General features: G+C 48.1%; 7 protein-coding genes. 3 read left to right on the top strand and 4 right to left on the bottom strand.

Annotation, left to right across the window (positions count from 1 at the left end):
• Positions 1–45: 45 nt before the first annotated feature.
• From M3223_RS15805 to M3223_RS15795, 3 genes are all read right to left on the bottom strand, one after another.
• Entirely contained in the window at positions 46–3,006 is a 2,961-nt protein-coding gene (locus M3223_RS15805; RefSeq protein ID WP_251563200.1) for a LamG-like jellyroll fold domain-containing protein, read from the bottom strand.
• Between the two features lie 204 nt (positions 3,007–3,210).
• Entirely contained in the window at positions 3,211–6,171 is a 2,961-nt protein-coding gene (locus tag M3223_RS15800; protein ID WP_251563198.1) for a LamG-like jellyroll fold domain-containing protein, read from the bottom strand.
• Between the two features lie 478 nt (positions 6,172–6,649).
• A complete protein-coding gene (locus tag M3223_RS15795; protein WP_251563196.1) occupies positions 6,650–7,657 on the bottom strand; it encodes a hypothetical protein in 1,008 nt (335 codons plus the stop codon).
• Between the two features lie 393 nt (positions 7,658–8,050).
• Here M3223_RS15795 and M3223_RS15790 point away from each other — a divergent pair, with 393 nt between their 5' ends.
• The 3 genes from M3223_RS15790 (at position 8,051) to M3223_RS15780 (ending at position 10,844) form a co-directional block, all read left to right on the top strand.
• Positions 8,051–9,721 carry an RICIN domain-containing protein gene (locus tag M3223_RS15790; RefSeq protein WP_251563193.1) on the top strand — a complete coding sequence of 557 codons (1,671 nt, stop codon included), beginning with the start codon at positions 8,051–8,053 and terminating at the stop codon, positions 9,719–9,721.
• 228 nt (positions 9,722–9,949) lie between these two features.
• Complete coding sequence (locus tag M3223_RS15785; RefSeq protein ID WP_251563191.1) at positions 9,950–10,318, top strand: PadR family transcriptional regulator; 369 nt, start codon at positions 9,950–9,952, stop codon at positions 10,316–10,318.
• Entirely contained in the window at positions 10,284–10,844 is a 561-nt protein-coding gene (locus M3223_RS15780) for a DUF1700 domain-containing protein (RefSeq protein WP_251563189.1), read from the top strand. The genes M3223_RS15785 and M3223_RS15780 overlap by 35 nt, the downstream gene beginning before the upstream one ends.
• A gap of 65 nt (positions 10,845–10,909) precedes the next feature.
• Here M3223_RS15780 and helD read toward each other — a convergent pair whose 3' ends face one another.
• Complete coding sequence (helD, locus tag M3223_RS15775) at positions 10,910–13,321, bottom strand: RNA polymerase recycling motor HelD (RefSeq protein WP_251563187.1); 2,412 nt, start codon at positions 13,319–13,321, stop codon at positions 10,910–10,912.
• Between the last annotated feature and the right edge of the window lie 107 nt (positions 13,322–13,428).

Below are 13,428 nucleotides of genomic sequence, written 5' to 3'. Positions count from 1 at the left end.
GCAGCTTTTTCATCCCTAGCTTTCGCCTCAATACTCTGTATTACACTAAATGCCTGCCACGAACAAACTGTTCAACTCTATCCCGCTTAAAGCCCGGTTATAAATTCTTAAATTATCCACTGCTCCGTCCCACTCTTCATTGTTAGAATCAGGCGTTTTGTGGCGTCCAATTCGCATGACATCGGTTGAAGACACCGCTGTGCGAGAAGCAGCAGCCTCTAATTGACCGTCAAGATACAGCTTTAACGTTCCCACATCATACGTAAGGGCTGCGTGATGCCAGCTGCCGTCTGCCGGAATCGTTCCCGTGGAAACAGTTGCAACTCCGCCAATAAAACTGGCAAGCTTGCCGTCCGCTTTTCGATACAGCCATCCTCTTCCGTTTGCGCCTTCCTGCTGCAGAATGGTTTGAGTTTGACCTACTGCTGCGTCCAGCTTCACCCATGCTGCGGCCGTGAACGAGGTTGTACCCGGGTTGACGATGTTCGGCAATTGAACGAAGTCGTCCGCACCGTCCAGCAGCACAGCGCCTTGTGTTTTTCCTGCAGTTGTCCAGGCAGAACCGTTCACTAAAGTTCCTGTGAAATTGTTGCCGGATATGTCCGCAGCCGCTGTCCCGCTCGTTTCGTCAAACTTCCAATGCCCTTTCAGACTCGGATCGGCAGGCACAACAGGCGCCGGCGTCAGTTGGATCGCCGTAATCGAATGCGCCGGGAACGTGTGCGTAAAAGAGTTCGCTCCAACGCTTACACCTGTTTGTTTATTTATGGCTACCCGGTTAATTGGCTGACCGGCAACGTGGTCATACTCGTTGTAGTCCAGAAAAGCCAGCGGATTATTGGGATTGGTCGAGTTCAACGTCCAGACTTCAGCGGAGCCGTTTCCGGTAAATCCCGCTAAGTTGATCGTTGTTTGAACACTATTTTCCCGGCTGTCATTCACGACCGTCACATACAGATTTCCGGCTTCATCTTTTGTTGCTCCGGCTGTAAAATAACTTTGCGACAGATTTGAACGGACTGTTTCGACTTTCCTAGAGCCGGTCATGTTTGAAAATAATTGCATCGTCAGCGCCGTGGCTGTCGGGATAAATTGGTCCTCTTTTGGATTAAACATGGCATTATCCGCCGCGCTAATGGAAGTAGAGCCTGGCGGAGCTGTAGCCGGGTCAAAATCAAGAAGCGTATGTTTGCTCGCTAAGGTAACGTTTACTTTCATAAAGCTGAGCAGCTGCTTGCCGACATACAGACCCTGATCAAGCGTCCGCAAATAATGAGCTGCGCCATCCGTAGCATTGGGGATCGGGACCCATCCGGCTATCCCGTATTCGGACACCATAATTTGTTTCCCGTGGTTAGGGCCAAGCAGACTGTTAAACGTATTGTAAGGTCCGGTAAACCAGGATTCCATGGATGCAGGTTTGCCCATGATCGCATCATGAAAGTTTTTTGCGAACTCTTCCCCTCGCGGTACATTAGGCAGTGATACCCCTTGCCCATAGGGATGGATAATAATACCGTCGAAATAATTCTGGGAATTTTCAGCCACCAGATCAGGCGTAATGCCTCCAAAAACACTAAACACTTTAATGGATGGATCAACGGCTTTCATTGCCTTGTAAAAATCTACGAACCCGTCGTGATTTGCGGTTCTATAGGTAACGTAGACGTTGCTTTCCGGACGTTTGCCCTTTATATTGTTTCCGAAGGTAATTTTTCCTGTATTAAAATTAATCGTATAATGCTTGTCAGCAGGAAGCGAATTTGCTAAAGTTGCGACTTGCGTCCACGTCTCAGACCCCACTTCCACTTTGTATGTACCTGCAGCCGTGCTTATAGGCGCGTATCTTGCATAATAGGCATTTTCTAAAGCGTTGAAAACATCCGGCTGAAACTGCGGATTGGTATAGGTGACTGAAATCTCATCTCCAGGTAAAGGAGTTAATCCTTTACTATTATTTCCGAACGTAATTCTATAAGTACCCGCTGCGGCATCGACCACGCTATACACATAATGCAGGGAGGCTGGTCCCGAACTGTTGAAGTTAGCGACCTGCGCCCACGTCTGTCCGTTCACTTTAACTTCCGCAAGCGAACCTTTGACTTGATATTCCAGATTCGCGGAAGCTGTCGACGCTCTTGACCGGAAGTCGCTAAATCCGACCACGGGTTGTCGGTTAAAGACAGAGTTATGAATCGTCCCGGAAACCGGAGCCGGATCGTCCCCCCAAAGATACTTGTGCTCAAGATCTGCATAAGCTAACCACTCTTCCTGGCCGCCTCCTTGATCCATCTCATTTCCGACTTCCCAATATTTGATCTTGTAAGGCTCCGCATGTCCGTTATTAACTCGGAGTTCGGCCCAGTTTATTCCTCCAATCACAACATTGCTGTCCCCGGGTTGTCCGTTCATGTAAGCGACGAATGCAGCGGCTTCCTGCGCGCCGGATAAGCAATTGCTGGACGACCACTCCAAATTGCTCCATTCCGAAGGGCCATTCGGGTTCACTTTCGCCAGGCATTCTCCCCCTGACCAGCCGGAGGCGTCCACGACGATATCTCCCTCCGCTCCGATCTGCTCCAGCATTTGCCCATATTCGTCAGGCCCGTAATCATTTGAGGTTGGTTCGCCTGTTTTGCCATGGACATTCCGCGGGCGGTCCTCATGCGGTCCGATGCCGCGCTGCCACTTATACTTATTGGCCACCGTACCGCCCGGGAACCGGAGCATGTTGATGCCGCTGTTTTTTACTTCATCGATAAGCTTGCTGTCGAGCGAGTTCGTTGATGAATTCCAGGAACCGAACCCTCCGTAGATGTAACGATGATTGGATCCAAAAATTGTGCCGACCTCTCCCTTATCTACGTTTGCATTTACCGTAAGCGTGGGATCTCCTGCGGCGCCTGCTTTAGGCGCATGAACCCAAGAAGCCGATCCAAAAGCCAAAACTCCAGCCATTATGAATAAAAGCTTCTTCCTTTGTCTGCCCGCTGCACGTTCTCTCATCTTCTACCTCCCAAGGTTGCAAAGAATTAAAACAAACTAAACCTATAATTTATGTCGGTATTAACCTCCTGCCGACTACTATACAACAAATATCCAATCTTTTTTTGTCAAATCTTCAGATGGAATGTTCTTTTTTATGGGTTCCTAAAAATAAAAAAAGCCGCGATGTACGCGACTTTTAATTGGGAGCAGGTATGAAGGTCGTTAATTGCCCGCCACAAACAAATCGTTTATCTCCGTACCGCTCAAAGCGCGGTTGTAGATTCGAACATTATCCATGGCGCCATCCCACTCTTCATTGTTTAGGTCAGGTGTTTTATGGCGGCCTACCCGCAAGGCGTCGGTAGAAGAAACCGCTGTACGGGCAGCTGTTGCTACCAATTGGCCGTCCAGATACAGCTTGACTGTCCCTGCATCATAAGTCAGGGCTGTATGATGCCAGCTGCCGTCTGCCGGAATCGTTCCCGTCGAGACAGTTGCGGTGCCGCCAAGGAAGCTGGCTAACTTACCATCTGCTCTGCGGAATAACCAGCCTCTTCCATTTGTTCCTTCCTGCTGCAAAATCGTTTGCGTCTGTCCTAAAGACGTCTCCAGCTTCACCCATGCTGCGGCGGTAAAAGAGGTTGTTCCAGGGTTAACAACGTTTGGCAGTTGAACATAATCGTCTACCCCGTCCAGTTGGAGGGCGCCTTGCGTTTTACCTGCGGTTGTCCATGCGGAACCGTTCAGCAATGTTCCCGTGGCGCTATTGTTGGAAGCGTCCGCTGCTGCCGTTCCGCTTGTTTCATCAAACTTCCAATGCCCTTTTAAGCTCGGATCAGCAGGTACAACAGGGGCCGGGGTCAGCTTGATTGCAGTAATCGAATGCGCCGGGAACGTGTGCGTAAAAGAGTTCGCTCCAACGCTTACGCCCGTTTGTTTATTTATGGCTACCCGGTTAATTGGTTGATTGGTGTTGGCGTCATACTCATTGTAATCTAGGAACGCCATTGGATCGCTTGGATCGGTCGAGTTCAACGTCCAGACTTCAGCGGAGCCGTTTCCGGTAAATCCAGTAAGATTAATGGCCGTTTGAACGCTGTTTTCCCGGCTATCGTTTACTACGGTCACGTACACATTACCTTCATCATCCTTCGTTGCTCCAGCTGTAAAATAGTTTTGAGCCAGATTTGCACGGACTGTTTCCACTTTTCTTGTGCCCGTCATATTCGAGAACAGTTGCAGCGCCAGCGCTGTGGCTGTCGGGATAAACTGATCCTCTTTCGGATTAAGCATGGCGTTATCCGCTGCGCTTACCGAAGTAGAACCTGGCGGCGCTACAGACGGATCAAAGTCAACGAGCGTATGTTTGTTCGCCAATGTGACATTAACTTTCATAAAGCTGAGCAGCTGCTTGCCGACATAAAGACCTTGATCAAGAGACCTCAAGTAATGAGAGACACCATCCGTTGCATTCGGAAGCGGGACCCACCCGGCAATCCCATACTCGGATACCATAATTTGTTTGCCGTGATTCGGGCCAAGCAGATTGTTGAAGGTATTATTCGGACCGGTAAAATAATGCTCCATTGAAGCGGGTTTTCCCATCACTGCATCATGGAATGCCTTTGCGTATTCTTCCCCTCTTGGCACGTTTGTCAGCGAAATTCCTTGTCCGTACGGATGGATAACGATACCGTCAAAATAATTCTGGGAATTTTCGGCTACCAGTTCAGCCGTGACGCCTCCGAACACACTGAATACTTTAATCGACGGGTCAACAGCTTTCATCGCCGTATAAAAGTCTACAAATCCATCATGATTAACGGTTGAATAAGTAATAAAGACGTTATTGTCCGGGCGTTTACCTTTGACGTTATTCCCGAAGGTGATTTTGCCAGTATTAAAATCGATCGTGTAGTGCTTATCTGTAGGGAGGGAGCTAGCCAGGCTCGCCACTTGCGTCCAGGTTTCTGTCCCTACTTCAACCTTATACGCACCGGCAGCGGAGCTCATAGGCGCATATCTCGCATAATATTCGTTCGTTTTTGCTGTATAAACATCAGGCTGAAGCTGCGAATTGCTGTAAGTAATCGAAATCTCAGCCCCTGGGGCAGGAGTCAAACCGTTTATATTGTTTCCGAACGTAATTTTGTACGTGCCTGCAGTAGCATCCAATACGCTGTATACATAATGCTGAGCGGTTGATCCTGAGCTGTTAAAGTCGGTTACCTGCGTCCACGTCTGTCCATTAACTTTAACCGTGGCTAGCGACCCTTTTGCTTGATATTCCAAATTTGCAGTGGCTGTCGCCGCTCTCGCCCTAAAATCGTTGAATCCAACCGCAGGCTGCCTGTTGTAATTGGAGTGATAGACCTCCCCGGATACAGGGGCCGGATCGTCTCCCCAGAGATATTTATGTTCGGCGTTGGAAGAGCCTAACCATTCTTCCTGGCCGCCTCCAAGATCCATCTCGTTGCCGACTTCCCAATATTTGATATTGTACGGCTCCGCACGTCCGTTGCTGACCCGAAGCGCTGCCCAGTTAACCCCGCCGATGACCACATTGCTGTCCTGCGGTTGTCCGTTCATATACGCAACGAAGGCTGCAGCTTCTTGAGCGCCGGACAAACAGCTGCTGGACGACCACTGCATATTGCTCCATTCCGAAGGACCGCTTGGATTGATTTTTCCCAAGCATTGGCCGCCCGACCAGCCGGATGCGTCAACGACAATATTCCCCTCTGCCCCGATCTGCTCCGCCATTTGCGCGTATTCGTCGGGACCGTAATCATTTGAGGTAGGTTCGCCTGTTTTGCCATGAACGTTCTGCGGACGATCCTCTTGCGGTCCGATGCCCCGCTGCCATTTATACTTATTGGCTACCGTGCCGCCCGGAAACCGGAGCATATTGATGCCGGCGTTTTTGGCCTCATTAATAAGCTGGCTGTCCAGCGAGCTGGTTGCCGTGTTCCAGGAACCGAAGCCTCCATAGATATAACGGTGATTGGATCCAAAAAGGGTACCGACCTCTCCTTTGTCTACATTTGCATTCACCGTAAGGGTCGGATCTCCTGATGCCTGTGCTTGAGGCAGGCTAATCAAAGGTATCGATCCAAAAGCTAAAACCCCAGCCATCAAGAGTAAAAGCTTATTGTTTTTTTTGCCGGCAATGCGTTGTCTCATTGTCTACCTCCTAAGTAATCTTAAATGGTAAATGGAAGCCAAGGCCATTTTGTAAAACGCTTACATTTTTCGCTATTCACCTCCCTTGAAACTAATATACAGCGATTATTGGATCGTTTTTTGTCTAATATTCGGACGGAATGTTCCTTTTCAGGGTTCCTTCTGTTTACAACAGTAAAAAAAGCCGCGATTAACGCGGCTTCGGAAATAATTCATTTAAAGGGCAAATACCGGTTGAAGCTTAATCAAAAATTAAATTTATTCCTGCTGATATAGCTATCATTACGATCCCATACAGAAAACACCGCCAAGCCCATTTCTTCTTTTGTTTTCTCTCATGTTCGTTAGATATAATCCCCACTATGGCAAGCATGTTCATCTCATTACTTCCTCATTTCTTTAGAGTAAGCATTAAATCAACTGGCATGATGCAAAAGGCTGTTCCCGGCAAGTTGCCGCTGAACAGCTTTTGGTATGACTAACTTCCGCCGCCTCCACAACCGCCACCGCCGCAGCTGCTGCCGCTGGAGCAACTGCTGCTTGAGCAGCTGCTGTTATTGCTCGAATTGCTGCCGCCTGAGCATCCGCTGTTGGATCCGTCATGGGAGCCGCCATCATTGCCGCTTTTTGAATCCCCTGCGCAGCCAGACGCGGCACAAACGCTTGCCGAGGAGCTTTCGCGTTCCGGATCTCGGGGCAGTTGCTGTTCCATTTGCGTGGCATATGTATCCTGATGATAAATGGAATACATGACCATGAGCCCTGCAAAATAAACGCCATATGCAGGATTGTTCAGATCGAAGTTAGTTTTTTTTCGTACAGAACCACGCTGTAATTCTTCCCTCAAATTACGTGCATGATCTCCCTGATGAATCAGTTTATCAAGCAGATAGCGAACCAGCTGTGGATCAGCGCCCTCACGGAAATATCTGCGGCGCAGTTCTTCCTCCGGCAGCGTCTGCAGCTCTAGCAATCGGCTCTTATCGAGAGGATGCCGGAAAAAAGGACCCCAAGCAATTTGCGTAAAATCATGAAGGCGGAATAAATAGGAGTAAATCAGATCAAACCAGGCTCGGCCGCCCGGATCTGGAACCGATTGAACCGCTGGCGCATGATGCAGCGTTCCGCCTAACAATTCCTGTCCGAAACGTTCATATTCTCTTGTATACATAATCATCTCATGCCAAACGCTATCTACCTCGTCACTGAACATCGGAACACTTTTAAGCACAGAGCAAACAACAAAGTAACGTTTTAATTCAAATAACAGCAACTCGAAACGATCCTCCGCTACATGGGGGTGCTCCTTCAGATATCGTTGTTTGATCTGTTGAATATAATCGTCGGGCAAGGCACGATGAAGAGAAGCAAGCGTCCCCTCAATAGGCACTTCAGGCAATGCGCCGAGATTACCCCAGCTTTCGATCTCTTCTCTCGATTTGGCCAAATATTTTGCGCGGTGGGTTTTGTTTCGATGCTTCTCCATTCTCAGCTTGGCTTCTTGAGCCCTATAAAGAGTGCCGCTTGTTCTTTTTATGTTGCCAATGACAAGGAACATAATGAGAAAGCTGAACAGTAAGACGCAAGGAATCACGATTGCGAATACGAAAGGTTGAATGGGGTCGCCCTCCTTGACATAGGTTGATCTGATTTTACCATTATAGCGGCAAAGATAAATCAAAATCTTCATGGTTCAAATGAAATGGTTTCCTTTCCAGGAATGGCTAGACCAAAATTGGTCGAATCCTGTCACAAAGGCAGCAAAAATCTTATAAAAACGTTTACATTTCGTTGATTAAGTATATATTTTTCGAGTGAGACTATGGACTACAATGTTTATGGAAGCGCTTCAATTTCACCGAGAGAGGTGCAAAATTTTATGGTCAATTCGCAGAACCTTTCAATACCGAAAAGATTAACAGCAGCATGGTTAGCTGCTCTGTTGATCTTCTCAACGATGCTGTTTGCACAATCAGCGCATGCCGCATCCACGCTCCTTGTTAACAACGTGGAAAAGACTGCAACGGACGGAGCTCCTGTCTGGGCGCAAGGCGGCTGGATGATGAAGGAAGGAAATACGTATTATTGGTACGGCTTGGACACGTCCGAACCATCGAAGCTGCCTGACGGAACGGATAATCCAAACTGGGAAAAGAAAGTTAGCGCTTATTCGTCAACGGATCTCGTTACCTGGACGGCTCACAGAGAAGCTGTTGACTTCCCGTCAATCGATACTTATCGTGCCGCAAACCCGGATACGACAATACCGGCATTCGATAAAAACCAATGGTTTGGCAGACCTTTGGTGCAGTATAACAGCGTAATCGGCAAATACGTGATGTACATGGAATGGGGTTACAAAAACGAAATCAAGCAGCGCAATACGATTTCAATTTGGTATAGCGATTCTCCAACAGGCACCTTCACATACCAAAAGAACATAATCAAACCGGGCGGTTACGCAATGGGCGACCTCGGCTCCATTTTCACCGACAGTGACGGCAGCGTCTATATTTCCTACACGATTGACTTGAAAGTAAAATCAAACGGAGAGCCCGACTATAACTCCGGCATTCAAATCAGCAAGCTGGAAACGGCATTAAATGCAGAGAATGAGTATGAAATCAAAGTGACATCCTCCAAAACGTTGAGTTCAACCGCTCCTTATAAAGAAGCAACGACAATATTTAAAGTTGGCGCCAAATACTATATGCTAGCCTCCCAGACAAACGGATGGGAATCCAGCCCGACCTATTACTACACGGCAACGAGCATGTTGGGCGACTGGAGCTCCGCCGCCTATGCCGGAACAACTGCTTGGAACGGAGCCTCTTACTCCGGCACCAGCCCTACCGGCTCGAATTCTTTCGATACGCAGATTGATCAGATCCTGCCAATTCAAGGCTCAACCGGCACCGTATACATGTTCATCGGCGACCGTTGGAACAACATGAAAAACAAAGCCGGCACCGGACCTGCGAGTACCGGACCTGGCCGAAATGCGTTCTACCCGCTCACGTTTGATTCCGCCGGCAAGCCAATTATTAATGGCTACCAGCAATGGAATATTGATTTGGCCGCTGGAACTTGGAGCCCTGTCGCTTCTTCCCTTATTGATACGCAGAAAACTTACTCCATTGTGAACGGCAATTCCAGCAAGGCGCTTGGAATTACCAGCCAATCTACGTCAGACGAAGCGACTCTCGAACAGCGGCCTTATACCGGAGCAGCCAGCCAATCGTGGAAGTTTGAAGCGGCGGATCCGGGATATTACAAGATCAAAAACATTAACAGCGGAAAGTATATGGATATTAAAGACGCCTCAGTGGCTGACGGCGGACAGAGTGTTCAATGGAGCAGCAGCAGCTCAAACAGCCAGCAATGGCAGCTCGTTGACGTAGGCAACGGTTATTTCAAAATTAAAAACCGTAAAAGCAACAAAGTGTTAGGCATTAGCGGCGGTTCAACAGGAGACGGCGCCCCTGTCATCCAGTGGGCAGAAACAGGCTCAGCGAATCAGACATGGCGCTTCACCGTTTTAAATCCTTAGACTGAGATTTTTATAAAAACGGAGCAAAACAATGTCTCCGCTTTGGTCAAGTCTACAGGCAATAAGCTGGTTCCGGTCGATCACTGGAGCCAGCTTATTTCATTTTGGACATGCTGATTATTGGCGTTAACCAAGTTCAGTCATGATGGGATTCATTTTTTCACCTAGTACCTTGCAACGCACAGTACTGTGTGATAAGATGTTGCCAGTAAGGGAGATATGATCACTATGCCCGAATGGACTTCTCAAGTTAGACGAGGAATACTGGAGTATTGCGTGTTATCCTTGATCGGCAGCAAGCCGACGTATGGATACGAACTGGTCACGACATTGAATCGCTGGGAAGCACTTGCTGTTACGGAAGGGACGCTTTATCCCATTTTACGCAGGTTAGTTAATGAAAAGCTTCTCGAATCATTTTGGCAGGAGTCCGATTCAGGTCCACCAAGAAAGTATTACCGGCTGACCTCGCAAGGACAACAATTAGCTGAAAAAATGGCCCAGGACTGGAGTATGATCGTCCAGGCTGTGCATCAAATTGAGAAATTAAAGGCGGAGAACAATGATGAGCCCAATGGTAAAATCTTATTTGAGTAAATTCCAAACGAGTTTAAAAGCATTGCCGGAAGAAGAAATGCAGGATGCGATTCGAGAAATCGAAAGTCACATTATGCACGGAATTCAGGATGGACAACCGGAACAGATCATTTTAGCTAGACTAGGCGATCCCAAAAAATTAGCCAAAGCATACAGCAGCGAATATATTTCTCAGACCAACCCTCGCTCCTTCAAAGAAGTGATGAGTAAAATCGGCTTTTACTGCACTGCGGGATTACTTAGTATTGCCGTAGTTCCGATTTTAGGAACGATTGCTTACGGCTTTGGATTTTGCGCCGTTATCATTGTGCTTGCCGGCATTATTCGTACTTTTGGCGCCACCTGGATTAATATGAGCATTGCCCCAGGCTATGAAGTTCCAGCTGTTTGGAGCTTTCCTTTTGCACTTGTTGTAGCCTCAATCATTGGCGCCATTGCTTTTGTCAGCTGGAAGAACCTGAAGAACTATCTTGCCGCTCTGTCCGACCGGTACCACAGCATGCTGGAAACTCGAATTCGCGGATAACGCGCACATATTCCGTAAAAAACAGCCTTGGCCGACAATCGGCCAAGGCTGTGCGCGTATAACCATCAACTCATCGCATTCTCATATCTGCTCTCCGGCAATGCCTGAACAAAAGGCGACCAATCGCTCGTTGAATAAAGATTTAGCCGGTGCATAGCCCGCGTACACGCCGTATAAAGAAGCTTGAGCTCGTTACTTTGGCTGTAAGCTTCCGGTGAAGCATCATGAATCAATACAGCATCAAACTCGACACCTTTGGCTAGATAAACAGGGATCACCATTACGCCTTTTTCAAACAGAACGGTCTCCTTTGTGATGAGCTGCAATTCCTCACCTAAATGAGCCTGTAACGCCTCATGGGCTTCCCTGCTTTCAGCTGCCGTCTTCGTAATGACAGCGATGGAATCGAAGCCTTCGGCTTGGAGCTCGGCGATATCTGCTGCAATTTGAGCGGTACGGTTATCACTATTGCCCATTTTTTTCAGAAGCGGCTTGTGGCCTCTCCGTTCAAACGGCGTAATTTCTCCCCCGCCAGGGAGCATCAGCTTAGTAAACTCAACAATCTCCTTAGTTGAGCGATAACTGCGAACAAGCCGGATCAAGCTTGTATCTTCTTCACCATAAAGCTGGACCAGCGGCGAATCCGGCGAGTCCAAATTCGTCGCCTGCATGAAGATAGCTTGACCAAAATCGCCGAGCACGGTCATTCGGGCACGGGGAAACAGCTTTTTGAGATATTCATACTGAAACGGTGAATAATCCTGGCCTTCATCCACAAAAACATGCCGGATTTCCGTGTTCGTCCGGACGCCTTCAATCAGCTCTTTTACATACAAATAAGGAGTTGCATCTTCATGGAATAACTCGTTCCGGACAAGTGAGTCCTTCGTTTGACGGCATACTTCTGTCCACAGTTCCGGGATGTCGGCTGCATTCGTTTTCTCCTGGTACCTATCGTCAAACAATTGATCATAGATGCCTTTGCTATTTACAAACAAAAATTTTCTCACGCTTCTCCTCAGCGGTTTGAAAACTTCCTTAACGATTTGCCGACGGAGCAAGTTCTCCTCTTTCTCGGCGAAGTCTATGTCGCTCTCGTCTTCCCGGCGTTTTTTGGTTAGTCTTTCAAATACGGAGGCGTAATGCTCCGCAAGATCGTAAACCTCCCGGTCTTTATGCAGCTTTCCAAATACTTCAGCATATTGATCGTTATCGAGATAATTGATCTCCTCCTCCACCCAGGATGCTTCCCATTCCTTGCGCTCCAGCGAAGCCAGTTCAGTTAGCAGCCATTCCTGCAAAAGAACGACTCGATTGAACAGAGGCAGAGAATGATCGTACTCATAAAATTTTGCTTTCATTCGCTTAGCGGAGATCAATTCGCGGTCCCGAAGCTTAATACCGTTGAATTGCATGCCTTTTTGCCCCAGCCATTTTCCGTAGTTCTGCAGGTCTTCCAGAAAAGCCTCCGAAGCTTTGTATTTAATACCTTGAAGACGAGCCTCATACCCCGGCGTATCTTGTGCAGTCAGTACATATTCAATCTGGTCAAAAGGATCCTCCGGCTTTAAGGAAGAGTCCAGCCAGTAATCAAGATACTCCTGAAACGTCGTCTGCTGCATATTCTCTTCGCCCAGCTCCGGAAGAACGGTGGAGATATAACTGTTGAACATCGGATTGGGAGAAAATAAAACGATCTGATCGGCCCTGATTGACTGGCGGTGTTTGTAAAGCAAGTATGCGACCCGCTGCAATGCTGCGGATGTTTTGCCGCTCCCAGCAGCCCCTTGAACGATCAGCAACCGGCTTTTTTCATTGCGGATGATGGCGTTTTGTTCCTTCTGAATGGTGGCCACAATACTTTTCATCTGTGAGTCCGCGCCTTTGCCGAGCACCTGCTGCAGCAATTCGTCCCCGATCGTTTCGCTTGCGTCAAACATGTTGCGCATTTGCCCGTTGTGAATCTGAAACTGCCGTTTGAGGTCCATCGTTCCTTCAATCCGGCCGGTTGGCGTAACATAAGATGCCGCACCTGGGGAATAATCGTAGTACATGCTCGCGATTGGCGTGCGCCAGTCATAAATCAAAAAACTCAATCCGTCTTTTTCCATGAAGGAGGAAACGCCGATATAAATCTGCTCGCTGAGCCCAATGCCATCCTCCTGGAAATCAATGCGTCCAAAATAAGGCGAAGGAAGCAGACGGTTCATATTTTTCCATTGCTGCTTCAGCAGCTTATGGCCGCGCTCTCGTTCGGCCAGTACTGCAGACTGCTGATTAATATTGTGGAAGGTCTCTTCAAAGTCTTCATCCGTAGCTGTGTTAATCGTAACTTCTTCCCAAAACCGTCTGCGGAGTTCTGCAGCTTGATCGCGGAGCCCCGTTACCTCCGGTTCAAGCTCGGCGATTCTCGCTTGCAGTTTGATTCTAACCTGCTCTAGCCGTTCTTGTTCCTGCTGCCAATTTTTTGGTTCCATCTCCCCGAATACACTCCTTTTTCCATTTTTCTAGGTCAAAAAAGAGCATTGACAAATCAATGGTCCAGATGTACAATTAAAGTAGGAAAAGAACCGACTAACCAAAT

This window comes from Paenibacillus pasadenensis, from assembly GCF_023715725.1.
Taxonomy (GTDB): Bacteria; Bacillota; Bacilli; order Paenibacillales; family Paenibacillaceae; genus Paenibacillus_O; species Paenibacillus_O pasadenensis_A.
The sequence above is the reverse complement of the archived record's forward strand: the minus strand, read 5'-3'. Positions and strand labels throughout refer to the sequence as shown.